Origin of the sequence: Acidovorax sp. M2(2025) (assembly GCF_049330835.1) — a bacterium.
Taxonomy (GTDB): Bacteria; Pseudomonadota; Gammaproteobacteria; order Burkholderiales; family Burkholderiaceae_C; genus Acidovorax.
The window spans coordinates 4,340,223-4,367,051 of record NZ_CP186262.1; the positions used below are offsets into that span (position 1 = coordinate 4,340,223).

The 26,829-nt window shown below is 67.6% G+C and carries 24 protein-coding genes; 16 read left to right on the forward strand and 8 right to left on the reverse strand.

Going from position 1 to position 26,829, the window contains the following annotated elements; all coding sequences use genetic code 11:
• Positions 1-38 precede the first annotated feature (38 nt).
• On the reverse strand, positions 39-971 hold the full coding sequence (locus ACOYR3_RS19915) for a LysR family transcriptional regulator (RefSeq protein ID WP_422844028.1): 933 nt from the start codon (positions 969-971) through the stop codon (positions 39-41).
• A 247-nt stretch (positions 972-1,218) separates the two neighbouring features.
• Here ACOYR3_RS19915 and ACOYR3_RS19920 point away from each other — a divergent pair, with 247 nt between their 5' ends.
• From ACOYR3_RS19920 to dld, 7 genes are all read left to right on the forward strand, one after another.
• Entirely contained in the window at positions 1,219-1,779 is a 561-nt protein-coding gene (locus tag ACOYR3_RS19920) for a TRAP transporter small permease (protein ID WP_422844029.1), read from the forward strand.
• Positions 1,776-3,074 carry a TRAP transporter large permease gene (locus tag ACOYR3_RS19925; protein ID WP_422844030.1) on the forward strand — a complete coding sequence of 433 codons (1,299 nt, stop codon included), beginning with the start codon at positions 1,776-1,778 and terminating at the stop codon, positions 3,072-3,074. Before ACOYR3_RS19920 ends, ACOYR3_RS19925 begins: the two co-directional genes overlap by 4 nt.
• Before the next feature lie 78 nt (positions 3,075-3,152).
• Positions 3,153-4,190: a DctP family TRAP transporter solute-binding subunit gene (locus ACOYR3_RS19930; protein ID WP_422844031.1), complete on the forward strand. Its 1,038-nt coding sequence runs from the start codon at positions 3,153-3,155 to the stop codon at positions 4,188-4,190.
• A gap of 498 nt (positions 4,191-4,688) precedes the next feature.
• Positions 4,689-6,380 carry an L-lactate permease gene (gene lldP / locus ACOYR3_RS19935; protein ID WP_422844032.1) on the forward strand — a complete coding sequence of 564 codons (1,692 nt, stop codon included), beginning with the start codon at positions 4,689-4,691 and terminating at the stop codon, positions 6,378-6,380.
• A gap of 24 nt (positions 6,381-6,404) precedes the next feature.
• Positions 6,405-7,187: a transcriptional regulator LldR gene (gene lldR, locus ACOYR3_RS19940; protein ID WP_422844033.1), complete on the forward strand. Its 783-nt coding sequence runs from the start codon at positions 6,405-6,407 to the stop codon at positions 7,185-7,187.
• Positions 7,184-8,323 carry an FMN-dependent L-lactate dehydrogenase LldD gene (lldD, locus tag ACOYR3_RS19945; RefSeq protein ID WP_422844034.1) on the forward strand — a complete coding sequence of 380 codons (1,140 nt, stop codon included), beginning with the start codon at positions 7,184-7,186 and terminating at the stop codon, positions 8,321-8,323. The genes lldR and lldD overlap by 4 nt, the downstream gene beginning before the upstream one ends.
• Positions 8,320-10,074 (forward strand): D-lactate dehydrogenase, encoded by a 1,755-nt coding sequence (dld, locus tag ACOYR3_RS19950; RefSeq protein WP_422844035.1) that lies wholly within the window; start codon positions 8,320-8,322, stop codon positions 10,072-10,074. The genes lldD and dld overlap by 4 nt, the downstream gene beginning before the upstream one ends.
• Before the next feature lie 140 nt (positions 10,075-10,214).
• Here dld and ACOYR3_RS19955 read toward each other — a convergent pair whose 3' ends face one another.
• The 3 genes from ACOYR3_RS19955 to ACOYR3_RS19965 form a co-directional block, all read right to left on the reverse strand.
• Positions 10,215-10,553, reverse strand: coding sequence for a nucleotide pyrophosphohydrolase (locus tag ACOYR3_RS19955; RefSeq protein ID WP_422846627.1), 339 nt, complete (start codon positions 10,551-10,553; stop codon positions 10,215-10,217).
• A 106-nt stretch (positions 10,554-10,659) separates the two neighbouring features.
• Complete coding sequence (locus tag ACOYR3_RS19960; protein WP_422844036.1) at positions 10,660-11,592, reverse strand: 2-hydroxyacid dehydrogenase; 933 nt, start codon at positions 11,590-11,592, stop codon at positions 10,660-10,662.
• Between the two features lie 48 nt (positions 11,593-11,640).
• On the reverse strand, positions 11,641-13,455 hold the full coding sequence (locus ACOYR3_RS19965) for an ABCB family ABC transporter ATP-binding protein/permease (protein ID WP_422844037.1): 1,815 nt from the start codon (positions 13,453-13,455) through the stop codon (positions 11,641-11,643).
• 131 nt (positions 13,456-13,586) lie between these two features.
• On the opposite strand from ACOYR3_RS19965, the gene ACOYR3_RS19970 reads away from it, so the two are divergent.
• Positions 13,587-14,021 carry an acyl-CoA thioesterase gene (locus ACOYR3_RS19970; RefSeq protein WP_422844038.1) on the forward strand — a complete coding sequence of 145 codons (435 nt, stop codon included), beginning with the start codon at positions 13,587-13,589 and terminating at the stop codon, positions 14,019-14,021.
• A 28-nt stretch (positions 14,022-14,049) separates the two neighbouring features.
• Here ACOYR3_RS19970 and ACOYR3_RS19975 read toward each other — a convergent pair whose 3' ends face one another.
• On the reverse strand, positions 14,050-15,033 hold the full coding sequence (locus tag ACOYR3_RS19975) for a response regulator transcription factor (RefSeq protein WP_422844039.1): 984 nt from the start codon (positions 15,031-15,033) through the stop codon (positions 14,050-14,052).
• 154 nt (positions 15,034-15,187) lie between these two features.
• Between ACOYR3_RS19975 and ACOYR3_RS19980 the strand changes: the two genes are divergently transcribed.
• Positions 15,188-15,901, forward strand: a complete 714-nt coding sequence (locus tag ACOYR3_RS19980) for a hypothetical protein (protein ID WP_422844040.1) — start codon at positions 15,188-15,190, stop codon at positions 15,899-15,901.
• A 76-nt stretch (positions 15,902-15,977) separates the two neighbouring features.
• Here the strand turns inward: ACOYR3_RS19980 and ACOYR3_RS19985 are convergent, their stop codons facing one another.
• The 3 genes from ACOYR3_RS19985 to ACOYR3_RS19995 form a co-directional block, all read right to left on the reverse strand.
• A complete protein-coding gene (locus tag ACOYR3_RS19985) occupies positions 15,978-16,529 on the reverse strand; it encodes a bactofilin family protein (protein ID WP_422844041.1) in 552 nt (183 codons plus the stop codon).
• Positions 16,530-16,745: 216 nt separating this feature from the next.
• Complete coding sequence (locus ACOYR3_RS19990; RefSeq protein WP_422844042.1) at positions 16,746-17,231, reverse strand: thioesterase family protein; 486 nt, start codon at positions 17,229-17,231, stop codon at positions 16,746-16,748.
• 107 nt (positions 17,232-17,338) lie between these two features.
• On the reverse strand, positions 17,339-18,136 hold the full coding sequence (locus ACOYR3_RS19995; protein WP_422844043.1) for a crotonase/enoyl-CoA hydratase family protein: 798 nt from the start codon (positions 18,134-18,136) through the stop codon (positions 17,339-17,341).
• A 208-nt stretch (positions 18,137-18,344) separates the two neighbouring features.
• On the opposite strand from ACOYR3_RS19995, the gene ACOYR3_RS20000 reads away from it, so the two are divergent.
• From ACOYR3_RS20000 to ACOYR3_RS20030, 7 genes are all read left to right on the forward strand, one after another.
• Entirely contained in the window at positions 18,345-19,220 is an 876-nt protein-coding gene (locus tag ACOYR3_RS20000; RefSeq protein ID WP_422844044.1) for a branched-chain amino acid ABC transporter permease, read from the forward strand.
• A gap of 9 nt (positions 19,221-19,229) precedes the next feature.
• Complete coding sequence (locus ACOYR3_RS20005; RefSeq protein ID WP_422844045.1) at positions 19,230-20,306, forward strand: branched-chain amino acid ABC transporter permease; 1,077 nt, start codon at positions 19,230-19,232, stop codon at positions 20,304-20,306.
• Between the two features lie 166 nt (positions 20,307-20,472).
• Entirely contained in the window at positions 20,473-21,312 is an 840-nt protein-coding gene (locus ACOYR3_RS20010) for an ABC transporter ATP-binding protein (protein WP_422844046.1), read from the forward strand.
• On the forward strand, positions 21,309-22,127 hold the full coding sequence (locus tag ACOYR3_RS20015) for an ABC transporter ATP-binding protein (RefSeq protein ID WP_422844047.1): 819 nt from the start codon (positions 21,309-21,311) through the stop codon (positions 22,125-22,127). The genes ACOYR3_RS20010 and ACOYR3_RS20015 overlap by 4 nt, the downstream gene beginning before the upstream one ends.
• Positions 22,128-22,133: 6 nt before the next feature.
• A complete protein-coding gene (locus ACOYR3_RS20020) occupies positions 22,134-23,990 on the forward strand; it encodes an AMP-dependent synthetase/ligase (RefSeq protein ID WP_422844048.1) in 1,857 nt (618 codons plus the stop codon).
• A 224-nt stretch (positions 23,991-24,214) separates the two neighbouring features.
• Positions 24,215-25,381, forward strand: coding sequence for an ABC transporter substrate-binding protein (locus ACOYR3_RS20025; RefSeq protein WP_422844049.1), 1,167 nt, complete (start codon positions 24,215-24,217; stop codon positions 25,379-25,381).
• A gap of 212 nt (positions 25,382-25,593) precedes the next feature.
• Positions 25,594-26,757, forward strand: a complete 1,164-nt coding sequence (locus tag ACOYR3_RS20030; protein WP_422844050.1) for an acyl-CoA dehydrogenase family protein — start codon at positions 25,594-25,596, stop codon at positions 26,755-26,757.
• The last annotated feature ends 72 nt before the right edge of the window (positions 26,758-26,829 follow it).

The following is a 26,829-nucleotide window of genomic DNA, read 5'->3' on the forward strand; positions in this document are numbered from 1 at the left end:
CGCCCAACTATGCAAAATATTTATATTGGTATTTACCCTTAGCATGACCCGCCCTGCGACTGCAGGTACATCCACAGGGCCTGGGCCGTGCCCTTGGGCGCCTCCTTGCCGGCGGGCTTTTCGCGGTAGGCGCGCACATCCATGGTCATCTGCAGCCCCTCGGTGCCCGCCGGGGCGGCACTGACGAGGCGGCGCGAGCGCAGCTCCTTCTTCACCGCGCTGTGGGGCAGGAACGCCACGCCGTGGCCTTCCAGCGCCATGGCCTTGAGGCCCTCGGCCATGTCGGTCTCATAGACCCGCTCCAGGTGGATGGGGGTGGCGGATTCCTTGAGGATCAGCTCCGTCACGCGGCCCAGATAGGCGCCGGGGGCGTACCCGAGGTACGGCAGCGGCTGCCCGGCGCGGCCCGGCAGGCGGTGCACGGGCTGCCCGTCGGCGTCGGCCTTGCTGTAGGGGGAGATCACCTCCTGCCCCAGGCTCACCATCTCGTAGCGGTCGGCGTCGAGCTGGAAGGGCTGCGAGGGGTGGTGGTAGGCGATGAGCAGGTCGCACCCGCCCTCGACCAGCCGCATCACGGCGTCATGCACATTGAGGGCGATCAGGCGGCTCTTGAACGGCCCGAACTTGTCGTGCAGGCTGGACACCCAGGCCGGAAAGAAGGTGAACGCCAGCGTGTGGGGCACGGCGAACTCGATCATGTCCTTGCCGGCGCTGGTGTGCGCGCGCAGCATGGCGCGCGTGTTCTGCAGCGCCTGCAGCATCTCCAGCGCCTGGTCGTACAGCGTCTTGCCGGCGGGCGTGAGGCGGGTGGGGTAGGAACTGCGGTCCACCAGGTCGGTCCCGGCCCAGGCCTCCAGGGCCTGGATGCGCCGGGAGAAGGCAGGCTGCGTCACATGGCGCAACTGGGCGGAGCGGCTGAAGCTGCGGGTTTCCGCAAGACTGACGAAATCTTCAAGCCATTTGGTTTCCATGGCGCGCATTATCCGCCCCCGCCCGGGGCCACGCCTTGAGGGTTTTCACAGCGCCCGTGGGGCGCCAGGCGGCGCGGGCGGGCCGGCAGGCCAACGCATAATGGCGGGTTGCGGCGCCGATCGCGCCCGCTTCTCACGCCCGGGGCGGCACACGCCCCAGGCCCGTGGCGCACAACGCCGCAGGGCGGGGCCTGTGGCATGCGCATGCCCGTCATGCGGTGCCGTGTCGTCCTTTGCCACCTTGCCCATGTCCTCTTCGCCCCACCCCAGGCCCGCTGCGCCCGAGCCCGCGGCCGCCAGCGCCGCCGCCCCCTCCGAACCGCGCTCGCTGCGCCTTGAAGACTGGCTCACCGTCATCGTGATGGCGTTGCTCGCGCTCATCACGTTTGCCAACGTGCTGGTGCGCTACTTCACCAATTCCTCCTTCGCGTGGACGGAGGAGATCTCGGTCTTCCTGATGATCGTGCTGGCCCTGGTGGCCGGCTCCGCCGCCGTGGCGCGAGACCAGCACATCCGCATCGAGTACTTTGCCGAAGGCGGCTCCGCCCGGCGCAGACGGCGTCTGGCGCTGCTGGGCGCCGCCACCGTGGCGCTGCTGTTTGGCGTGATTGCCGTGCTGAGCGTGCGCGTGGTGTGGGACGACTACCGCTTTGGCGAAACGTCGCCCGGCATTGGCGTGCCGCAGTGGTGGTACTCCATCTGGCTGCCCGTGTTCGCCGCGCTCATCACCGCGCGTGCCGTGGGCCTGTTCGTGCGCCGCATCCGGCACACCGGCGCGGACGCCGACGACCAGGAGACGCCCGCATGATCGCCACCCTGCTGTTCGTGGCCTTCCTGGGCCTGATGTTCGTGGGCGTGCCGATTGGCGCCGCGCTGGGCCTGGCGGGCGCCGCGGCCATTGCGCTGGCCAACGGCGACAGCCAGTGGTTCGGCCTGCTGGCCGTGCCGCAGAACTTCTACGCCGGCCTGGGCAAGTACCCGCTGCTGGCCATCCCGATGTTCGTGCTGGTGGGCTCCATCTTCGACCGCTCGGGCGTCGCCCTGCGTCTGGTCAACTTTGCCGTAGCCATTGTCGGCCGCGGCCCGGGCATGCTGCCGCTGGTGGCGATCGCCGTGGCCATGTTCCTGGGCGGCATCTCGGGGTCCGGCCCCGCCAATGCCGCGGCCGTGGGCGGCGTGATGATCGCTGCCATGTCGCGCGCGGGCTACCCGCCCTCGTTCTCGGCCAGCGTGGTGGGCGCGGCCGCCGCCACCGACATCCTGATCCCGCCCTCGGTGGCGTTCATCATCTATTCGGTGCTGGTGCCCGGTGCATCGGTGCCGGCCCTGTTTGCCGCGGGCATGGTGCCCGGCGTGCTGGCCGGCGTGGCGCTGATCGTGCCTGCCGTGTGGATGGCGCGCAGGCACAAGATGGGCGCGCTGGAGGCCGAAATGCCCCGCCCGCCGTTCTGGAAGAGCCTGCGCGAGGCCACCTGGGGCCTGGCGGCGCCCGTGGTCATCCTGGGCGGCATGCGCGCCGGCTGGTTCACCCCCACCGAAGCGGCCGTGGTGGCGGTGTTCTACGGCCTGTTCGTGGGCATGGTGATCCACCGCACGATCACCGTGCGCGACCTGTTCCCGATCCTGCGCGAATCGGGCGAACTGTCGGCAGTCATCCTCATCGTGGTCTCGCTCGCGGGCATCTTTGCCTATTCGCTGTCCACGCTGGGCGTGATCGACCCGGTGGCCAACGCCATCGTGAACTCGGGCCTGGGCGAATACGGCGTGCTGGCGCTGCTCATCGTGCTGCTGATCACCGTGGGCATGTTCCTGGACGGCATCTCGATCTTCCTGATCTTCGTGCCGCTGCTGCTGCCCATCATGCAGCACTACCACTGGGACCCGGTGTGGTTCGGCGTCATCCTCACGCTCAAGGTGGCCCTGGGCCAGTTCACCCCGCCGCTGGCCGTGAACCTGATGGTGTCCTGCCGCATCGCCGGGGTGCGCATGGAGTCCACCGTGCGCTGGGTGGGCTGGATGCTGCTGGCCATGTTCCTGGTGATGGTGGCCGTGATCGCCTTCCCGCAGCTGGCCCTGTGGCTGCCGGCGCGGCTTGGCTACTGAAGGAATATTGATCAAATCACCCGCTAGCGTCTATCCAACAAGCGCAAGCAGCTCTGTTTTTTATAGCAAGGAGACCCCATGAAACTGCGCACCTTCCTCACCTCTGCCGTGGCCGCCGCTGCCGCGCTGGCCTTCACCGCCCCCGCGGCCCTGGCACAGACCGCGTACAAGAGCGAATACCGCATGTCCCTGGTGCTGGGCACGGCCTTCCCCTGGGGCAAGGGCGGCGAGCTGTGGGCCAACAAGGTGCGCGAGCGCACCAATGGCCGCATCAACATCAAGCTGTACCCCGGCGTGTCGCTGATCCAGGGCGACCAGACGCGCGAATTCAGCGCGCTGCGCCAGGGCGTGATCGACATGGCCGTGGGCTCCACCATCAACTGGTCGCCCCAGGTCAAGCAGCTCAACCTGTTCTCGCTGCCCTTCCTGTTTCCCGACTACGCCGCCGTGGACGCCGTGACGCAGGGCGACGTGGGCAAGCAGATCTTCGCCACGCTGGACAAGGCGGGCGTGGTGCCTCTGGCCTGGGGCGAAAACGGCTACCGCGAAATTTCCAATTCCAAGGTGGCCATCAAGAGCCCCGCCGACCTCAAGGGCCTGAAGATCCGCGTCGTGGGTTCGCCGCTGTTCCTGGACACCTTCACGGCCCTGGGCGCCAACCCCACGCAGATGAGCTGGGCCGATGCGCAGCCCGCCTTCGCCAGCGGCGCCGTGGACGGCCAGGAGAACCCGATTGCCGTGTACCAGGCCGCCAAGCTGCACACCGTGGCCCAGAAGCACATCACCATGTGGGGCTACGTGAACGACCCGCTCGTGTTCGTGGTGAACAAGGAGATCTGGAACAGCTGGACGCCGGCCGACCGCGAGATCGTCAAGCAGGCCGCCATCGACGCCGGCAAGGAAGAAATCGCCATCGCGCGCAAGGGCATGGTGGAGGCCGACAAGCCCCTGCTCAAGGAAATTGCCGCCAACGGCGTCACGGTGACGCAGTTGTCGGCCACCGAGCGCGAAGCCTTCGTGAAGGCCACGCGCCCCGTCTACGACAAGTGGAAGAACCAGATCGGCGCCGACCTGGTGACTGCCGCCGAGAAAGCGATCGCCGCGCGCAAGCGCTGACCCGCAGGCCGCCCGGCCTGGCGCTCCTGAATGCATAGCTCCCGGCGCTTGCCCAGCAAGCGCCGGGAGCTTTTTTTATGCCCAATTCCGCTTCTGCCCGCAGGAACCGCAGAGCGCGGGCCCCGTCAGGGCCTGTGCAACCTCGCCATCGGAGTGACACCCGCGCACCACGCCACCCAAGCCATAAATTGGTCATACCAATATGCGATATGACAGGAAACTCTCAGCAAAACCAGTATTTACCCTTAGAGTATTGCCTTAGGCAAGACCACAAAATCCGACCACTTCGCACCAATCAGCCACATTGGTCATACCAATATGGCTGAAGTCTACGAGTGAACGCAGGCGCCAACGCGCTTCTTTCACAACAAACCGACACCTGGCCCACCGTCCCGGTGGGAGCTTGCGCAGACCCTGCCGGGTGTCCGGCGCGTTCCCGGTGGGGAGCAAATTCATGGGCCCCGCCCGTGCCCGCGTGTCAATGCCTGTCCTTTCGCTATGCAAACCCTCTGGCAACAAAACTACGACCCGGCCGGGAATATCTGGCTGTCCGCGCTGGTCGCGCTCATTCCCATCGTCTTCTTCTTCCTTGCGCTGACCAAGCTGCGGCTGAAGGGCTACCAGGCCGGCACCGTGACGGTGCTGCTGTCCCTGGGCGTGGCGCTGCTGTTCTACAAAATGCCGGTGAGCGCCGCGCTGGCCTCGGCCGTGTACGGCTTCTTCTACGGCCTGTGGCCCATCGCCTGGATCATCGTGGCCGCCGTGTTCCTGTACAAGCTGTCGGTCAAGACCGGGCAGTTCGACGTGATCCGCAGTTCCATCCTGTCGGTCACGCACGACCAGCGGCTGCAGCTCATCCTGGTGGGCTTTTGCTTCGGCGCCTTCCTGGAAGGCGCGGCCGGGTTCGGCGCCCCCGTGGCCATCACCGCGGCGCTGCTGGTGGGGCTGGGCTTCAAGCCGCTGTACGCCGCGGGCCTGTGCCTGATCGCCAACACCGCCCCCGTGGCGTTTGGCGCGATGGGCATTCCGGTCATCGTGGCCGGCCAGGTGTCGGGCATCGACCCCTTCCTCATCGGCCAGATGGCCGGGCGCCAGCTGCCCTTCATGACCATCCTGGTGCTGTTCTGGATCATGGCGATCATGGACGGCTGGCGCGGCGTCAAGGAAACTTGGCCTGCCGTGCTCGTGGGCGGCGGCTCGTTCGCCGTGATGCAGTTCCTCACCGCCAACTACATTGGCCCCGAGCTGCCGGACATCACCTCCGCCATCGTCTCGCTGATCGCCCTGACGGCCTTCCTCAAGGTGTGGCAGCCCAAGCGCATCTTCCGCTTTGACGACAGCAGCAGCGCGCCCCAGAGCCAGGCCGCCGCCAAGCGTGCAGCCCCGTCGATCCAGGCGCAGGCGCCCCTCACCGCAGGCGCCATCGCCAAGGCCTGGTCGCCCTTCACCATCCTGACCGCCATGGTCACGATCTGGAGCATCAAGCCCTTCAAGGCGCTGTTTGCCGCAGGCGGCCCCCTGGCATCGACCATCATCAACATTCCCGTGCCCCTGCTGGACAAGCTGGTCGCCAAGATGCCGCCGGTGGTGGCGCAGGCCACGCCCTATGGCGCCGTGTACACCTTCAACTGGCTGGCCGCCACCGGCACGGCCATCCTGATTGCCGCCATCCTGACCATTGCCCTCGCCCGCTTCTCCCCCGCCAAGGCCGTGGCCACGCTGGGCGAGACGGTGCGCGAGCTGGTCATCCCCATCTACTCCATCGGCATGGTGCTGGCCTTTGCCTTCGTGGCCAACTACTCCGGCCTGTCGGCCACGCTGGCCCTGGCGCTGGCCCACACGGGCAAGGCCTTCACGTTCTTCTCGCCCTTCCTGGGCTGGATCGGCGTGTTCCTCACGGGCTCCGACACGTCGGCCAACGCCTTGTTCGGCGCATTGCAGGCCACCACGGCCACCCAGCTGGGCTTGCCGCCCGTGCTCACCGTGGCGGCCAACACCACGGGCGGCGTCACCGGCAAGATGATCTCGCCCCAGTCCATCGCCATTGCCTGCGCCGCCGTGGGCCTGGCGGGCAAGGAATCGGACCTGTTCCGCTTCACCGTCAAGCACAGCCTGGTGTTCGCCGCCATCATCGGCATTCTTTGCACGCTCCAGGCCTACGTGTTTACGTGGATGATTCCGGGTCACTGAAACCCTGGAATCCGAGAGCCCCCCATGCGCCTGGCCGATCACGTTGTCGAAAAACTCCTTGCCCTGGTGCAAGACCGCGGACTGCAGCCCGGACAGAAGCTGCCCGCCGAGCGGCAGCTGGCCGAGGAGCTGGGGGTGTCGCGCACCTCGGTGCGCGAGGCCATCCAGAAGCTGGTCAGCCAGGGCGTGCTCTCGGCGCGGCGCGGCGACGGCACCTACGTGCAGTCGCGCCCCACCGCCCACTGGCTGCAGGAAGCCATGCAGCCCCTGGCCGGCCTGATGGATGCCGACCCGCACTACCGCTACGACGTGCTGGAGACGCGCCACGCGCTGGAGACCAGCACCGCCTGGCTGGCCGCGCAACGCGCCACCGCGCAGGACAAGGCACACATCCAGCGCTGCTTTGAAGTCATGCTGCAGCACCAGCAAAGCGGCCACGCCGAGCTGGCCGCGCGCGCGGACGCGCAGTTCCACCTGGCCATTGCCGAAGCCTCGCACAACCTGGTGCTGGTGCAGGTGATGCACAGCCTGTTCACCGTGGTGCTCTCCACCGTGGAGCGCAACCGCCACGACATGTTCCGCCTGAGCGCGCCCGTCACGCTGCAGGCGCTCACGGCGCAGCACCAGGCGCTGATGCAGGCCATCCTGGATGGCGACCCGCAGCGCGCGCGCGAATGCATCGGCGAACACCTGGAGCACGTGCGCACCACCATCCAGCGCATGGACGAAGACCGCGCCCGGCGCGAACGCTCCATGCGCCTGCCCCTGGATCTAGCCCCCCAAGACCTGAGACAGCCACCACCATGATCATCTCTTCCAGCGCCGACTACCGCATGGCGGCGCAAAAGTTCCTCCCGCCCTTCCTGTTCCACTACATCGACGGCGGCGCGTATGCCGAGCAGACGCTGCGCCGCAACGTGGACGACCTGGCCGCCGTGGCCCTGCGCCAGCGCGTGCTCAAGGACATGAGCCAGCTGGACACCAGCATCGAGCTGTTTGGCGAGAAGCTCAGCATCCCCGTGGCCCTGTCGCCCGTGGGCCTGACCGGCATGTACCGCCGCCGTGGCGAGGTGCAGGCCGCCCGCGCGGCCGATGCGCACGGCATTCCGTTCACCATGTCCAGCGTGTCGGTCTGCCCTATTGAAGAAGTGGTGCCCAAGATCCAGCGCCCGATGTGGTTCCAGCTGTACGTGCTGAAGGACCGGGGCTTCATGCAGAACGCGCTGGAGCGCGCGCAGGCCGCCGGCTGCACCACCCTGGTGTTCACCGTGGACATGCCCGTGCCCGGCGCCCGCTACCGCGACGCGCATTCGGGCATGAGCGGCCCCAACGCCCCGCTGCGCCGCTACTGGCAGGCCATGACGCACCCGCGCTGGGCCGTGGACGTGGGTCTGCTGGGCCGCCCGCACGACCTGGGCAACATCTCCGCCTACCGGGGCAGCCCCACGGGCCTGGCGGACTACATGGGCTACCTGGGCGCCAACTTCGACCCCTCCATTTCGTGGAAAGACCTGGAGTGGATCCGCGCCTTCTGGAAGGGCCCCATGGTCATCAAGGGCATCCTCGACCCCGAGGACGCCAAGGACGCCGTGCGCTTTGGCGCGGACGGCATCATCGTCTCCAACCACGGCGGCCGCCAGCTGGACGGCGTGCTGTCGTCGGCCCGCGCGCTGCCGGCCATTGCCGACGCGGTGAAGGGCCAGATCAAGATCCTGGCCGACTCGGGCATCCGCAACGGGCTGGACGTGGTGCGCGCCATTGCGCTGGGCGCCGACTGCGCCATGATCGGCCGCGCCTACATCTATGCGCTGGCGGCTGCCGGCGAGGCGGGCGTCAAGCACCTGCTGGAGCTGCTGGAAAAGGAAATGCGCGTGGCCATGACGCTGACCAGCGTGGCCAAGGTGGCCGACATCACGGGCGACCTGCTGGTGCGCGAAGCATGAGCGGCGCTCCCCAAGTCACGCGCGAGGCGCTGCTCGCGCAGCTGCGCAGCGCCGTGGGCGCCGCCCACGTGCTGACCAGCGACCAGGCCACGCGGCGCTTTCGCAAGGGCCACCGCACGGGCGAAGGCCCGGTGCTGGCCGTGGTGCGCCCCGGCACGCTGCTGGAGCAGTGGAAGGTGCTGCAGGCGGCCGTGGCGGCTGGCCGCATCGTCATCATGCAGGCGGCCAACACCGGCCTGACGGGCGGCTCCACCCCCGATGGCGCGGGCTACGACCGCGAGATCGTGCTCATCAACACCCTGCGCATCACCGGCGTGCAGGTGATCCAGCGCGGCGCGCAGGTGGTGTGCCTGCCCGGCGCCACGCTGGACCGCCTGGAGCAGACGCTGGCGCCGCTGGGGCGCGAGCCGCACTCGGTCATCGGCTCGTCGTGCATTGGCGCCTCGGTGCTGGGCGGCATCTGCAACAACTCGGGCGGCGCCCTGGTGCGCCGGGGCCCCGCCTACACCGAGCTGGCGCTGTACGCCCGCGTGAAGGATGACGGCACGCTGGAGCTGGTGAACCACCTGGGCATTGCCCTCGGCAGCTCCCCCGAGGAGATCCTGACCCGGCTGCAGGACGGCCGCTACACCGAGGCCGACGTGGCCAGCGACCCGCAGCGCGCCGCATCGGACACGCGCTACGCCGACGACGTGCGCGCCGTGGACGAGGACACGCCCGCGCGCTTCAACGCCGACCCGTCGCGCCTGTTCGAGGCCTCGGGTTCGGCCGGCAAGCTGTGCCTGTTTGCCGTGCGGCTGGACACCTTTCCCAAGGAGCCCAGCACGGTGTTCTACATCGGCAGCAACGCGCCCGACGACCTCACGGCCGTGCGCCGCCACCTGCTCACGGCACTGCCGCGCCTGCCGATTGCGGGCGAGTACATCCACCGCACGGCCTACGACATTGGCGAGAAGTACGGCAAGGACACGTTCCTGCTCATCGACCGCTTTGGCACGGCACGGGTGCCCGCGGCCTTTGCGCTCAAGAGCCGCGTGGACGGCTTCCTGGAACGCCTGGGACTGCGCGGCGTGACCGACCACCTGCTGCAGGCCTTCACCAACCTGCTGCCCCGCCACCTGCCCGCGCGCATGGGCGAGTGGCGCCAGCGCTACGAGCACCACCTGCTGGTGCGCGTGTCGAACGACACGGCGGACGCCACGCGCGCCTTCCTCACCCAGCACTTTGGCAACAGCCCCACCGGCGGCTGGTTCGAGTGCGACGCGGAGGAAGGGCGCAAGGCCTTCCTGCACCGCTTTGCCATTGCGGGCGCCGCCATCCGCTACCGCGCGGTGCACCGCGCCGCCGTGGAAGACATCGTGGCGCTGGACGTGGCGCTGCGCCGCAACGACCGCGCCTGGGTGGAAACGCTGCCCGACGACGTGGAACGCGACACCGTGCACAAGCTGTACTACGGCCACTTCTTCTGCCATGTGTTCCACCAGGACTACATCGTGAAGAAGGGCGTGGACCCGCTGGCCATGGAGCACCGCATGTGGCAGCTGCTGGACGCGCGCCGCGCCGAGTACCCCGCCGAGCACAACGTCGGCCACCTGTACGTGGCCAAGCCCGCGCTGGCGGGCTTCTACAAGGCGCTGGACCCCACCAACACCTTCAACCCCGGCATCGGCCACACGCCGCGCGGGCGCGGCTGGCAGGAATGCAACCACGCCAGCGGCGGCTGGCCCAAGGGGTATTCAGAAAACGCGTGACGCGGGTCGGCCCCCTAGACCGAGCCGTCTCGTCCCACGCCGTTCCGTTCGGGCTGAGCCTGTCGAAGCCTAGCGCAGCGCTTCGACAGGCTCAGCGTGAACGGATGGGGGAGCGCAGCCTCCCAGGTCGGCCTCCCGGGTCAATCCACCGAAGCCGGGCCAGCGGGCGGCACTGGATGCTTGAGGGCGTTCTTCACCAGCTTGCGCTCCACCGCGTCGCGCAGGTCCACGCCAGTGTGGTCGGCCAGCTGCAGCAGGTAGAGCAGCACGTCGGCCATCTCCTCGCCCACACGCTCCTTCTGCGCCGGGTCGGCGGTGAGCTGCTGTGATTCTTCAGGCGTGAGCCACTGGAACAGCTCCTGCAATTCGGCCGCCTCCACCATCAGCGCCATGGCCAGGTTCTTGGGCGTGTGGTACGGCTGCCAGTGGCGGGCTGCGGCGAAGGCGCGCAGGCGCTGCTGCAGGCCGGCCAGGTCCAGCGTCATGCGGCGCCCCTGGCACGACCCGCAAGGTGCGGCGCGCAAATGCTATAAATTTCATAGCCTCTCGCGCTTATTGATAAAGCGCCAGAGGCCAATTTCATTCTCATAGTGGCGTCACAGGTGCTTCGCCCGCCAGGTGGCGGCGGGCGTTTTCCATGAAGCGGTCCACCGAGTTTTGCACCGCTTCGGGCGACCAGCCCGCCACATGGGGCGTGAGCACCACGTTGTCCAGGTCCAGCAACTCGGCCGGGGGCGCAGGTTCGCTCTCGTACACGTCCAGCCCCGCAGCGGCGATGCGGCCTTCGCGCAGCGCGGCGGCCAGGGCGGCTGTGTCGATCACGCTGCCGCGGGCGATGTTGACCACCACACCGCGCGGGCCCAGCGCGTTCAGCACGGCAGCGTTGACCAGATGCTTAGTGCCCGCGCCTCCGGGCGTGGCGATGACGAGAAAGTCTGCCCACTCGGCCAGCGCCGCCACATCGGCAAAGTAGCGGTAAGGCACATCGGTGCGGGCGCTGCGGTTGTGGTAACCCACCTCGATCTCAAAGCCCAGCGAGCGCTGAGCAATCTTCTTGCCGATGGTGCCCAGGCCAATGATGCCCAGGCGCTTGTGCGACACGTTGGGCGGCAGCGGCAGCGCCGTGCGCCACACCCCGGCCCGCGTGGCCTTGTCCAGCGGCAGGATGCGGCGCTGCGCCGCAATCAGCAGGCCCCAGGTGTGGTCTGCCACGCAGTCGTCGTTGGTGCCCGCACCGGTGGCCACCACGATGCCACGCGCCTTGGCGTGGTCTACCGCCACGTTTTCATAACCAGCGCCCAGCACGCAGATCAGCGTGAGGGCAGGCAGCGCATCGATCTGCGCGGGCGACAAACCGATGGCCCCAATGGTGAGCGCCACCCGCACGCGGGAGCCGTGCTGGGCAATGGCGGCTGCGGCGGATGGTGCATCGGCCGCGTAGAGGACTTCAAACACCTCGGCCATCTGGGCGCGGTGTTCTTCCGACAGGAAGGTGAGAGCAAGCAGGACAGGCTTCATGGGAGCGGACATCATGAAAGAGAAGGAAGGGAGAGAAATGCGCGGGGCTCAGGCCGCCGCATCGCTTTGCTGGAGAGACCACATGCTGGCGTAGCGGCCGTTCATCGCCAGCAACTGCGCATGCGTGCCCCGCTCGATGATGCGGCCCGCATCCATGACCAGGATCTCGTGCGCGTCCACCACGGTGGAGAGGCGGTGCGCGATCAGCAGCGTGGTCTTGTTCTGCGCCGCGCTTTGCAGCTCGGCCTGGATGGCGCGCTCGTTGGCCGAGTCCAGCGCGCTGGTGGCCTCGTCGAAGATGAGGATGGGCGGGTTCTTGAGCAGCGTGCGCGCAATGGCCACGCGCTGCTTTTCGCCGCCCGAGAGCTTGAGCCCGCGCTCGCCCACCATGGTGCCGTAACCCTTGGGCGTGGCGCTGATGAAGCCGTGGATGCGCGCAGCGCGGGCCGCGGCCTCCACCTCCGCCTGCGCGGCGCCGGGGCGGCCATAGGCGATGTTGTAGGCCACGGTGTCGTTGAACAGCACGGTGTCCTGCGGCACGATGCCGATCGCCTGCCGCACGCTGGCCTGCGTCACGCCGCGGATGTCCTGCCCCGCGATGGTGATGCGGCCCTGCTGGATGTCATAGAAGCGGAACAGCAGCCGCGCCAGCGTGGACTTGCCCGACCCCGAGGGCCCCACCACGGCCACGGTCTTGCCGGCGGGGATCTCGAAGCTCACGCCCTGCAGGATGGGCCGCGCGGGGTCGTACGCAAAGTGCACGTCCTCAAACCGCACGGAGGGGTGCTCCAGCCCCGACAGCGGCTGCGCGCCGGGCGGGTCGGCCACCTCGCGCTCCTTGTCCATCAGGGTGAACATCTTGTCCAGGTCGGTGAGGCTCTGCTTGATCTCGCGGTAGATCACGCCCAGGAAGTTCAGCGGGATGTACAGCTGGATCATGAAGGCGTTGACCATGACCAGGTCGCCCAGCGTCATGCGCCCGTCCACCACGCCCTGGGTGGCGCGCCACAGCATGGCCACCAGGCCGGTGGCGATGATGAGCTGCTGGCCGGTGTTGAGCATGGACAGCGTGGTCTGGCTCTTGAGCCGCGCGCGGCGCAGCCGCTCCAGGCTTTCGTCGTAGCGGCGGGCCTCGAAGGCTTCGTTGTTGAAGTACTTGACGGTTTCGTAGTTCAGCAGCGAGTCCACGGCCTTGGTGTGCGCGGCCGAGTCGAATTCGTTGGCCTCGCGGCGGAACTTGGTGCGCCACTCGGTCACCAGCACGGTGTAGGCGATGTACAGCACCAGCGCCGTGAGCGTGATCCAGGCGAACCAGGCGTCGAACTTGACGGCCAGCACGCTGAGCACCAGCACCACCTCGATCAGCGTGGCGAACACGTTGAACAGCGAGAACGAGATCAGCGACTCGATGCCGCGCACGCCCCGCTCGATGTCGCGCGTCATGCCGCCCGTCTGGCGCTCCAGGTGGAAGCGCAGGCTCAGCGCGTGCAGGTGCTCGAACGTCTGCAGCGCAATCGCGCGCGCCGCCCCTTGCGTGGCCTTGGCGAAGACCAGCTCGCGCAGCTCGGTGAACAGCGAGGTGGACAGCCGCAGCGCGCCATAGGCCAGCAGCAGACCGACCGGAACCACCAGCAAGGTGGTGGCGTCGCCCGGCTTCAGGTCCATGGCGTCCACCAGCGTCTTGAGCAGCACGGGCACGCCGACGTTGGCCAGCTTGGCCCCCACCATGAACGCAATGGCGGCGAGCACGCGCCACTTGTAGTGCCACAGGTACGGCAGCAGGCGGCGCAGCGTGGCCCAGTCGGAGCGGGCCGGCGCAGGCGCGCCGGGCAGGGAGGGAGCGGTTTCGCCGTGGTGGCGCATGGGAGACAATTCCAGTTGTTGTTGTTTTTACCGACCCGGCTGAAGCCCCGGTGGTTTTTGGGGGGCCCGCCGCCCTGCAAGAACCCCAGGTTCCGACAAGGATTGGCTCAGCCCCAACCGAGATTGTGCCCATGTCTGCCGTTTTCAGCCCGCCCGCCGCCGCATTGCCCACCGACAAGGAACTGGTGCTCAAGGTCATCCCCATGCCCGCCGACACCAACGGCAACGGCGACATCTTCGGCGGCTGGGTGATGGCCCAGGTAGACCTGGCCGGCTCGGTGCTGCCCGCGCGCTACATCCAGGGGCGCATGGCCACCGTGGCGGTGAACGAGTTCATCTTCAAGCAGCCGGTGCGAGTGGGCGACATCCTGTCGTTCTTCTCGGCCATCACGCGCGTGGGCAACACCTCGGTCACCGTGGAGGTCGAGGTCTATGCCGAGCGCTTTTCCGCCCAGGGCCAGTACGTCAAGGTCACCGAGGCGCGGTTGACCTACGTGGCGATTGACGAGAAGGGCCGTCCCCGGCCCGTGCCCCGCCCGGCGGCAGACCCGGCCGCCGCTCAGTAAAGCCTCTTCCTTCGCGCACGGCGATTTTCTAGAGCCCCAGCGACGCCGCCAGGGCCGCGCGGTCGCTCACCCCGCGCCGCTGGTAGGCGTTGCGCAGGTGCACCCGCACCGTGGCGGGCGACAGGCCCAGCCGCGCCCCGATGTGCTTGTGCGTGGCCCCCTGGCAGTACAGCCGGGCCACCTCCAGCTGCCGCGCCGTCAGCGCCTGCAGATCGTCCCCGGCGGCCAGGCGGCGGAACGCCACGCGGCGGTGTTCGCCCAGGCGCGCCACGTTGACCTGCCACCCCAGCGCGCCCAGCTGGCGCACGGCCGGGGGCGTGCCCCGCAGCCAGGCACCGGGCACGCGCGGTGCCGTCAGGCGGCCGTGTGCCGCCAGCGTATCCCAGGCATCGCAGAAGCCGTCATCGGCAAACAGGATCCACCCGTTCGCATCCGTCACCGCCAGGGCCGCGCCCGGCTCCTCGGGCGCATGGCTCGCGGCCGCGGCCAGCCGGTTCACCAGCAAGGCCTCGCGCAGGGCCGGCGCCAGGCGGGTCAGTGCCCGGGCCTCGGCGGCCCCGTACGGCGGGGACGCCGCATGCCGGTTGAGGTACAGGTGCGCCACGGTATCGCTGCCGTCAAAGGCCAGCGTCACGCCCATCTGGTGCCCGATGGCGTAGCGCGCCAGAAAGTCACGCCACGGCGCGGCGTCCTGGGCGCGCTCCGCAGAACCTTCGTTCACGCACAGCGCCCGCCCGGGCTGTGCGTGCAACCGGCGGGTGAGGCGGTCCAGCTGCGCTCCGCCGACCGCATGCCACTGCGCGCTCATGGCCGCCAGGTCGTAGCCCTCTCCCACAGACGCCACAAACCCGGCCGGGTGCAGGGTGTTGATGGCCCCGTGATCCGCGCCGAAGCGGTCCAGCAAGCTGCGCAGCAGCTGGTGCTGGAAGCGTTCGCACCCTTGCGTGCGCGCCGCACGCAGCAGCGACACCGCGAAGCTGGCGGCCGAGGAAACATCTGCGGAGGCAGGCATGCGCGCAGGATACGGCAGGCGCCCTGGCACTGCCGCCCCAGGGGCACTGCACTGGCACCGGCCCACGCCGGTGACCGCCGCGGCACGCACCGCCCGCCCTACCGCACCATGGGGTATTCCCCCGCCGGGTGGCGGCCCGCACCATCGGAGGCCTATGAACGCATTACGACTTGCTGCGCAGCGCCGCGCTTGCACCGCGGCGGTGGGGCTGCTGCTCCTGGCCGCAGGGACGGCGGCCGTCGCCGAGCCCTTCGAGATCACCTTCACCGGCACCATCGCCCAGAGCAACTACGCCGAGATCCACAACGGAGAACGCTTTGAGCTGACCCTGGTGCTCGACAACGGCAATACCACCGCGCAAGGCCAGACCTGGGACATGAGCCACCTGCAGTGCGCCTACTGGCGCATGAACGATGCGGGCGATGTGCGCCTGGCGCAGCCGATCACGCTGGGCAGCAATGTGGGCGTCGTGGGCACCATCGCCACCGATGGCAGCGGTGCGCTGGTGGACATGCTGTCGATGGTGTACTCGGCCCCGGTCTTCACCTACACCACGGCCGGCTTCAGCAGCACGCTACTGTCCAATGTGCGCTGGTACGCGCACGGCTTCAACCCCGTGCTGATGATCGGCACGCGCCGGTTTTCCGAGGCGGCTGGCAATGGCATCCGCATGGCGCCTGCGGACTGGTCAGCCCCGCGCCCCTCGCAGCGGGTGTGCGACGCCACCGTGGTGCCGCCCTCCCCGGGCGGCGGGGCGGCGGCCATCCCCGCCCTGTCCGGGGGCACGCTGGGGCTGCTGGCGGCGCTGCTGGCCTGGGCCGGGCGCAGCCGCCTGCGGAGCACCTCTGCCGCGGGCCGCAAGGCCTGAACGCAGCGGGGCGCTGTGCAGCGCCCCGCGGTGTAACCGGGCTATGGGAACCCGTGTCGCTGCCGGCCTTTCTGGCTCAGGCCGCCATGGCCGTGGGCTCGGCCCGCAGCGGTGCCGACGGTGCGCGCTGGGCCGCGCCTGCACCCGACGCAAAGCCCGCCTCGATCTCGCCAGCGAGCTGGCCGCCCTCTTCGACCACCAGCTTGCCGTAGCGGATCTTGCCCGTGACCTTGCCGGTGCTGTAGATCACCAGCTTCTGGCGCACGGTGAGCGTGCCGCTGAACTCGCCATGGATCTCGGCGATGTCGATCTCGGCCGAACCCTTGAATGCGCCGTTGTGCGAGATCTGGATCACGCGCGAATCCATGGTGGCCTCCACGGTGCCTTCCACCACCAGCGTGTCGCAGTCGGTGATCTCCACGCCCTTGAGCTTGATGTTGGGTCCCACGGTGAGCTTGCTGCCCGTGGAATCGCTGGCCGCCGCAGGGGCCGTGGTGGCGGGGCTGGCGGCGGGGACGGGGGTGCTGGTGGCTGATGTGCTGGTCAGCCCATTGGATGACGTTGCGCTGTGGCGGGGTTGGAACGATTCAGGTTCACGCTTGCCAAAGAAGGGGTTTTGCACGGCCATCAGATCTCCTTGAAAAGAGGCCATCGTAGGTTTGGGCGCCGGCAAAAGATGCCAACGTTACGCAAGAACGGTAACGAGACGGTTCCGCGGTTGCATGCGCTTGCAGGGCTTGCAAGACCACACAGCCGACGCCTTTGCCCAGCGCAAAGGCTGCAAGGCAGACCACCTGCGCCGCCGGCGTTTGGGCGGTGGCGCTGAGTGGGCCTTTTGCGCGCCTCAGGACACGATATAGGCCGCCGCCCCGGCCGACATGATCTGCCCGTCCGGCCCCAGGAATTCCATGCGCGTGGTGGCCACGCGCGAGCCCAGGCGCAGCACCTGGGCGCGCAGCTCGAAGTGGCTGCCGATGCCCGGGCGCAGGTAGTCGATGCGCAGGTCGATGGTGCCCAGCTTGGCAAAGCGGTGCAGGCGCTGCTCGGGCGCCTCGTCCAGGTGCTTGGCACCGATGGCGGCCATCACGGCCAGGCCGCCCATGGCGTCGAGCCCCGCACTGATCACGCCGCCGTGCACGCGGTTGTAGGCGTAGTGCCCCACCAGCTCGGGCTTCATGTCGATGCGCCCGGCCACGCCATCGGGGCGCAGGCTGGTGATCTTCAGGCCCAGCACCTGGTTGAACACGATCTTCTCTTCAAAGATGGTCTTGAGCCCGGCGATGAACTCGGGCTCGAACGCCTGCGGCGCGGGGATTGCGGGTTTGCTCATGGTTCTCCTGGGTACCGTGCGGGTGTGCTGCGAAGGCGCGCGCCCTCATCGCTCCTATTTTTATAGCTATTAGCGCTTGATAGATAAGCGCTAGAGGCCATTTTGACCTAAAACTCGCCGTGGCGGCCCTGCCCCGCTGCAAACCGTGCGGCGCCACGCAGGGCCTCGGCCAGGCATTGCTGCCCGCCCGCCCATTCCTGCCGCAGCGCCTGCGGCAGCGGCAGCCCCTCGCCCGCGAGCGCGCTGGCGCGGTCTGCGCGCAGCGTGGCCTGCGGGAAGGCCGCCAGCTCCCGGGCCAGCGCCAGCGCGGCCTGCAACGACTGGCCCGCGGGTACCACGCGGTTGCACAGGCCCATGTGCAAGGCCTCGGCCGCATCGACCTTGCGGCCGGTGAGGATCAAGTCCAGCGCGCGCGCGAGCCCGATCAGCCGGGGCAGCCGGACCGTGCCGCCATCGATCAGCGGCACGCCGAAACGGCGGCAGAACACGCCCATGTAGGCATCCTCGGCCATCACCCGCAGGTCGCACCACAGCGCCAGTTCCATGCCGCCCGCCACGGCGGCGCCTTCGATGGAGGCGATCACCGGCTTGCTCAGCTGCAGGCGGCTGGGGCCCATGGGCCCCGGCGGGTGCGTGTCGGCAGCGGCGTAGTCCAGCGATGCCGCCAGGGCCTCGGGCGCCACGCCTTGCGCCAGCATTCGCGCGCCCGACTGCAAATCCCAGCCCGCGCAGAAATGGCCGCCCGCGCCGTGGAAGACGGCCACATCGGCGCCCGCGTCGTCGTCAAAGGCCACGAAGGCCGCATGCAGCGCACGCGCAGTCTCGGCGTCCACCGCGTTGCGCACACCGGGCCGGTGCAGTGTCACCAGCGTGACACGATCGTACGTTTCTACCGTCACGGACATGGGGTTCTCCTGTGGCCGGGCCTGGTTCACCCGACGTAACTCCTATTGCGCTGGGTGCAGCGCTGCGTCAATATCCGCCGCGGCCCGAAATGCACCCCACGCCAGCCTCGCCCGTCAGGGTTAGCCCCGAGTGCAGCGAGCAGCGGTCACAGGCAGCATTATTTATGCAAAGCAACCGCTTTGTAAAAATCTTCTGGAGAGCCCCCGCGTGCAATTCGTGCAACTGTTGATCAGCGGAATCTCCCAGGGCTGCATCTACGGGCTGATCGCGCTGGGCTTCGTGCTCATCTACAAGGCCACCGAAACCGTGAGCTTTGCGCAGGGCGAACTCATGATGCTGGGCGCCTTCTGCGGCCTGGCGCTGATGACGGTGCTGGGCTTTCCCTTCTGGGTGGCGGTGCTGGCCAGCATTGCGGCCATGGGGTGCTTTGGCGTGGTGCTGGAGCGCGCGGTGATCCGCCCCATCCTCGGCCAGCCCGCGTTCTCCATCGTCATGCTCACCATCGGCATCGGCTACGTGCTGCGCGGGCTGGTCACGATGATCCCCAACATCGGCACCGACACCCACACGCTGCCCGTGCCCTACAAGGACCTGTCGTTCCGCCTGGGCGCACTGGTGCTCAACGCCGAGCAGCTGGTGGTGATCGGTGCCACGGGCGTGCTGTGCGTGCTGCTGTTCGCCATGTTCCGCTACAGCAAGCTGGGCATTGCCATGCAGGCCGCGTCGCAGAACCAGCTGGCGGCCTACTACATGGGCATCCCCGTGCAGCGGCTCAACGGCCTGGCCTGGGGCCTGGCGGCTGCGGTGGCGGCGGTGGCAGGGCTGCTGCTGGCGCCCATCACTTTCGTGCACGCCAACATGGGCTTCATCGGGCTCAAGGCCTTTCCGGCCGCGGTGGTGGGCGGCTTTGGCAGCCTGCCGGGCGCCATCGTCGGCGGGCTGGTCATCGGCATCGTCGAATCGCTCTCGGGCTTCTACCTGCCCGACGGCTTCAAGGACACGGCGGCGTACATCGTGGTGCTGATCATGCTGATGGTGAAGCCCAACGGGCTGTTCGGCGAAAAGCTCAGGAAAAAGGTCTGAAGGACAACCATGCGTTTCATCTTCAAGACCTCGTACGCGCAAGACATCCGCCTGGCCAAGCACGGCGGCCACGTTTTCTGGTACAGCCTGCTGTGCCTGGCCCTCGTCGCCGCGCCCTGGGTGGCGCCCGAATACTGGCTGGCTCAGCTCACGTTCGTGCTCATCTATGCCATCGTGGGCCTGGGGCTGATGCTGCTGGCGGGCTTCACGGGGCTGTTCTCGCTGGGGCATGCGGCCTTCCTGGGCGTGGGGGCGTACACGCAGGCCGTGCTCACAGGCATGGGCTGGCCGTTTGCGCTGTCGCTCGCATGCGCCGCGGGGCTGTCGGCCGCGGTGGGCGTGGTGGTGGGCCTGCCCGCGCTGCGCGTCAAGGGCATCTACCTGGGCATGGCCACGCTGTCGTTCGGCTTCATCGTCGAAGAGGTGTTCGCGCGCTGGGAGTCGGTGACGGGCGGCAACTCGGGCAAGCACCTGCTGCCGCCGCAGATCGCGGGGTATTCGTTTGAATCGACCGAGTCGTTCTACTTTCTGTGCCTGGGCATCACCGTGGTGTGCACGCTGGCCATCCTGAACCTGCTGCGCGCCCCCACGGGCCGCGCCTTCGTGGCCATCCGCGATTCGGAAATCTCGGCGCAGAGCATGGGCATCCACCTCGCGCGCTACAAGACGCTGTCGTTCTCGCTCTCGGCCGCGCTGGCCGGCATTGGCGGCGCGCTGTATGCGCACAAGCTGCAATTCATCTCGCCGGACCAGTTCAACATCCTGCAGTCCATCGACCTGCTGCTGATGATCGTGATCGGCGGCCTGGGCTCGGTGCACGGCGCCTTCCTGGGCGCCATCTTCCTGATCTCCATGCCGCAGCTCATCTCGCTGGGCAAGGACTGGCTGCCTGACTCGATCGGCCAGTCGCCGGGCCTGCAGGCGGTGGTGTACGGGACGGTGCTGATCGCCTTCGTGCTGTTCGAGCCCATGGGCCTGTACGGCCGCTGGCTCAAGGTGCGCACCTGGCTGCAGATGTTCCCGTTCTACCGCAAGGGCATGTTCAAGCGGCAGAAGTCCTTTCAAAAATCCGACAGGTTGAAATGAGACACCCCCCTGAGTCGCTTCGCGCCTTCCCCCCGCTCTCGCTTCGCTGCGCTGCGCGGGCAGGGGGACAACGCCCTCGCTGCGGGGCGGCCCTTGCTCGGCGTTCCCGGTCTGGGCCACGCCAGTCTCAACCCCCCCGCAACAGTACGAGCGCCATGGAGGGACCATGACGACCGACGTGCTTCTGAGCGCCCAGAACCTCAGCGTCCGCTTCGGCGGCGTGCTGGCGGTCAACAACGTGAGCTTCGACGTGCGGCGCGGCGAGGTGTTCACCCTCATCGGGCCCAACGGCGCGGGCAAGACCACGGTGTTCAACCTCATCAGCCGCATCTATACGCCCACCACCGGCACCATCACTTATGCAGGCCCCGACGGCGCGATGCTGCCGCTGACCGCGCAGCCGCCGCACAAGGTGGCGGGCCTGGGCATTGCGCGCACCTTCCAGAACATCGAGCTGTTTGAGCACGCCAGCGTGCTGCACAACCTGCTGATCGGCCGCCACACACGGCAGCACCATGGCCTGTGGTCCGAGATGTTCTTCACCCGCACGGTGCGCGAAGGGGAAGTGCAGGCGCGCGAAAAGGCCGAGCAGGTCATCGACTTCCTGGAACTGCAGCACTACCGCGACACCCTGGTGGCTGGCCTGCCCTACGGCGTGCGCAAGGTGGTGGAACTGGCCCGCGCGTTGTGCACCGAGCCCCAGTTGCTGCTGCTGGACGAGCCATCGTCCGGCCTGAACGTGGAGGAGACCGACGACATGGCCTTCTGGATCCAGGACATCCAGCACGAGCTGGGCATTACGGTGCTGATGGTGGAGCACGACATGTCGCTGGTCTCCAAGGTGTCCGACCGCGTGCTGGCCATGAACCAGGGCGAGGTGGTGGCCCTGGGCAGCCCGCGCGAGGTGCAGACGCACCCCGGCGTGGTGGAGGCGTACCTGGGCACCATCGACGACGTGAGCAACCTGCGCCGCCCGGCGGGTTCCCATGCGGGAGTCCGCGCATGAGCGCCGTGCCGGCCGCCAATGCCTCGTCCGCCGCTGCCGTGGCGGACCAGCCCCTGCTGCGCCTGCAGAACGTGGAGAGCGCCTACGGCCCCATCAAGGCGATCCGGGGCGTGAGCCTGCAGGTGCGGCGCGGCGAGATCGCGGCCGTGCTGGGCAGCAATGGCGCGGGCAAGACCACCATCCTCAAGACCATCAGCGGCATCATCGACCCCCGCAAGGGCACCATCGAGTTCCACGGCCAGGACATCACCGCCCGCGACCCGGCCGCCATCGTGCGCCGGGGCCTGATGCACGTGCCCGAGGGGCGCGAGGTATTTCCCCTGCTGTCGGTCAAGGACAACCTGCTGATGGGCGCCTACACCCGCGCCGACAAGGACGGCGTGGCGCGCGACATCGAGACCGTGTTCGGCTATTTCCCCATCCTCAAGGAGCGCGCCGCGCAGGACGCTGGTTTGCTCTCGGGCGGCCAGCAGCAGATGCTGGCCATCTCGCGCGCGCTCATGGCCAACCCTGAGCTGATCCTGCTGGACGAGCCCAGCCTGGGCCTCTCCCCCAAGCTCACCAAGGAGATCTTCGAGATCGTCGTGCGCATCAACCGCGAGCGCGGCACCACCATCCTGCTGGTGGAGCAGAACGCCAACATGGCGCTCAATGCGTCGGACTACGGCTACGTGCTGGAGAACGGCCGCATCGTGATGGAAGACAGCTGCGAGCGCCTGCGCGAAAAGGACGACATCAAGGAGTTTTACCTGGGCATGAAGGACGAAGGTGTACGCGGCGAGCGGCGGTGGAAAAAGAAAAAGACCTGGAGATGAGCGCACATGTCTAACCTCTGGGACCTCGATCACATCCAGCCCGCCGGCACCGACGTGCTGGCCGGCAGCACCATCCCCGCCATGTTCTGGAACGCTGTGGCCCTGCGCGGCCCCAACGTGTGGATGCGGCAGAAGGAGCTGGGCATCTGGAAGAGCTGGACCTGGGACCAGACTGCGGAGGCCGTGCGCGAGATCGCGGGCGGGCTGATGGCGCTGGGCTTTGCCCGGGGCGACTGCGCCTCCATCCTGTCGAACACCAACATCGAATGGGTGCTGGCCGACCTGGCCGTGCTCAGCTGCGGCGGCATTGCCAACGGCGTCTACCCCACCGACGCTGCGGCGCAGGTGCATTACCTGAGCGAAGACTCTGCCACCCGCGTGCTGTTTGTGGAGGACGATGAGCAGCTCGACAAGGCGCTGGAGGTGCGCGCGCAACTGCCGCTGCTGCACAAGATCATCGTGTTTGACATGGAAGGCCTGCGCGGCCTGAACGACCCGCACGTGCTGAGCCTGGCAACGCTGCGCGAACTGGGCCGCGCCTGGAACCAGCAGAACCCCGGCGCGCTGGAGCTGCGCGTGCAGGCCTGCCAGCCCGAGGACGTGGCCATCCTCGTCTACACCTCCGGCACCACCGGCAAGCCCAAGGGCGCCATGCACACGCACGCCGCGCTCACCTACACCGTGCGGGGCTACAACACGCTGATTTCGCGCACGGAGGATGACGAGGCCATGTGCTTTCTGCCCCTGTGCCACATTGCCGAGCGGATGGGCGGCGAATATTTCTCGCTGTACACCGGCTCGCGCCTCAATTTCGTCGAAAACCCGGACACGGTGCCCGAGAACGTGCGCGAGATCGCGCCCACGGTCTTCACCGCCGTGCCACGCGTGTGGGAGAAGTTCTACTCGGGCGTGATGATTGCCCTGAAGGAATCCACGCGGCTGCAGCAGGCGGCGTACGCCTGGTCCATCGGCGTGGGTACGCGCATTGCGGAGAAGGTGCTGGCAGGCCAGCCCGTGGGCGGGCTGCTGAAGGCGCAATTCCTGCTGGCGCGTTTTCTGGCGCTGAACAATGTGCGCAAGCTCATCGGCATCCACCGCGCGCGCTTTCTCGTCACGGGCGCCGCGCCCATCTCGCCCGAGCTGGTGAAGTGGTACCTGGCCCTGGGCGTGCCCATGCTGGAGGTGTGGGGCATGACCGAGACCTGTGGCGCCGCCACCGGCGTGCCGGCCAACCGCATCAAGCCCGGCTCCATCGGCCCGGCGGCCAGCTACAACGAGGTGCGGATCGACCCGGCCACGGGCGAGATCCTGGTGCGCGGGCCCAACGTGTTCAAGGGCTACCTCAACCTGCCGGAGAAGACCGCCGAGACCATCGACGCCGACGGCTGGCTGCACACGGGCGACGTGGGCGTGGTCGACGCCGACGGCTACCTGCGCATTACCGACCGCATGAAGGACATCATCATCACGGCTGGCGGCAAGAACATCACGCCCAGCGAGCTGGAGAACGAGCTCAAGTTCAGCCCCTACGTGACCGATGCCGTGGTGATTGGCGACAAGCTGCCCTACCTCACGGTGATCATCATGATCGACCAGGAGAACGTGGAGAAGTTTGCGCAAGACCACGACGTGCCGTTTTCCAACTACGCCAGCCTGACCCGCACGCGCGAAGTGCAGGAGCTGATCCAGGGCGAGATTGACCGGGTGAACGCGAAGTTCGCGCGCGTGGAGCAGATCAAGAAGTTCTTCCTGCTGGACACGCAGCTCACGGCCGAGGATGAAGAGCTGACGCCGACCATGAAGCTCAAGCGCAAGCTGGTGCAGCAGAAATATGCGGCGCAGATTGAAGCGATGTACCGGTAGGTGCTGGCCTTCGACAGGCTCAGGCTGAACGGGTGGGGGTTGGCGACTGCTGGGACGAACCCCGAGGCTGTTCACCACCTCCCCAACCGTTCGGGCTGAGCCTGTCGAAGCCAGGCGCACTGCAACCAGACGGGCAGTTCGAGATAGGGAAAGTGCTGGTGCCCCGCCCCGGGCACCGTTCTATAACGAGCGATCGTGTTCGATCCAACCGAAGGAGACGTGCCATGAAACTGCATTCCATCGCCGCCCTCGCGGCCGTGGCCCTGGCCACCGGCGCGGCGCACGCGCAGGCGACCCAGGGCGTGAGCAAGGACACCATCACGCTGGGCTCCATCCAGGATCTGTCCGGCCCGCTGGCGGGCTTTGGCAAGCAGGTGCGCCTGGGCATGATGCTGCGCGTGGACGAGGCCAACGAGCAAGGCGGCGTCAACGGCCGCAAGCTCGACCTCAAGGTGGAGGACTCGGGCTACGACCCCAAGAAGGCCGTTCTGGCCGCGCAGAAACTGGTGAACCAGGACAAGATCTTCATGATGATCGCGCACATCGGCACGGCGCAGAACCTGGCCGCCATGCCGGTGCAGTTCAGCAAGAACGTGATCAACTTCTTCCCCGTGACGGCCGCACGCGATATGTACGAGCCCTTCCACAAGCTCAAGTATTCGTTTGCCGCCACCTACTACGACCAGATCCGCCTGGCCGCGCCCAAGCTCATCAAGGAAAAGGGCGCCAAGAAGGTCTGCACCATCTACCAGGACGATGAGTTCGGCCTGGAGGTGATGCGCGGCGGCGAGGCCGCGCTCAAGTCCCTGGGCATGGAGTTCGCCGAGAAGACCTCGTACAAGCGCGGCGCCACCGACTTCTCGTCCCAGGTCGCCAAGATGAAATCGGCGGACTGCGACTTCGTGATCCTGGGCACCATCATCCGCGAGACCATCGGCACGATTGGCGAGGCGCGCAAGACCGGCTTCAACCCCACGTTCCTGGGCTCCAGCGCCGCCTACACCGACCTCATCCACAAGCTGGGCGGCAAGCCCATGGACGGCTTGTACGCCACCATGACGGTGCAGCACCCCTACCTGGACGAGGCCAGCCAGCCCATCCGCTTCTGGGCCAACAAGTACAAGACCAAGTTCAATGAAGACCCCACGGTGTTCTCGGTGTATGGCTACGGCGCGGTGGACGCCTTCATCAAGGCCGCGCAGAAGGCCGGCACCAACCTCACCACCGAGAGCTTCATCAAGGCCATGGACACCATGGTGATCCCGCCCGACATGTTCGGCAGCGCCGAGGCCACCTACGGCCCGCAAAAGCGCCTGGGCAGCGACCTTTCGCGCCTGTCGCAGATCCAGGATGGCAAGTGGAAAGTGGTGTCGGACTACGTCAAGCCCTGAGGCCCAGGCCGTTCACGCTGCGCTTGCCGAAGCGCCGCGCAGGGCTTCGGCAAGCCCAGCTCGAACGGTGAGCAGGTCGCTGAGCGCAACCAACCAGCCGCCTTCGGGCGGCTTTTTGCGTTTCAGGAGATGCGTTTCGGCAGCGCCGGTGGCACAATGAATTTAACCAAGCAGTAACTTTGCATAAATAAATAAGCAGGATCGTCGCAGCCATGATCGAACGCACCCTCTTCCAGCCCGAGCACCAGGCGTTTGCCGACAGCTTTCGCCGCTTCATCGACAAGGAGGTGACCCCCTTCCACGCCGCGTGGGAAGACCAGGGCTACGTCGCGCGCGAGGTGTGGCGCCAGGCCGGGGCCAACGGCTTTCTGTGCATGAGCCTGCCGGAGGAGTACGGCGGCGCCGGGGCCGACAAGCTCTACGCGGTGGCGCAGATGGAAGAGCTGGCGCGCGCTGGCACCACGGGCATCGGCTTTGGGCTGCACAGCGAAATCGTGGCCCCGTACATCCTGCACTACGGCACCGAGGCGCAGAAGCAAAAGTACCTGCCCCAGATGGCCACCGGGGCACTGGTGGGCGCCATCGCCATGAGCGAGCCTGCCGCCGGCAGCGACCTGCAAGGCATCAAGACCACGGCCCTCAAGAGCGCGGACGGCAGCCACTACGTGCTCAACGGCAGCAAGACCTTCATCACCAACGGCTGGCATGCCGACCTGGTGATCGTGGTCGCCAAGACCGACCCGGCCGCGGGCGCCAAGGGCACCAGCTTGTTCCTCGTCGAACGCGGCATGCCCGGCTTTGAAAAAGGCCAGCGTCTGAAGAAAGTAGGCATGAAGGCGCAGGACACGTCCGAGCTGTTCTTCAACGACGTGAAGGTGCCCGCCGGCAACCTGCTGGGCGGCCCCGCCATGGAAGGGCGCGGCTTCATCTGCCTGATGGAGCAGTTGCCGTGGGAGCGGCTGCAGATCGCCATCACCGCCGTGGCCGCATCGCAGGCCGCCATCGACTGGACGCTGGACTATGTCAAAGAGCGCAAGGTCTTCGGCCAGAGCGTGGCGGCGTTCCAGAACACCCGCCACACCCTGGCCGAGCTGCAGACCCAGGTGCAGGTAGCCCGCGTATTCGTGGACAAATGCTGCGAGCTGATCCTGAAAGACCAGCTCGACACCCAGACCGCCAGCATGGCCAAGTACTGGACCACCGATCTGCAATGCAAGGTGATGGACGAATGCGTGCAGCTCTTTGGCGGCTATGGCTACATGTGGGAATACCCCATTGCCCGCGCCTATGCCGATGCGCGCGTTCAGCGCATCTACGGCGGCACCAACGAGATCATGAAAGAGGTGATCGCGCGTGCCATGGGCCTGGGCAAATAGCGCCATGGCCCCCGGCACGGAGACCGCCCTCCAGCGCGCCGCGCTCGGCGCGCCGCAGGCCGAACCGCAACC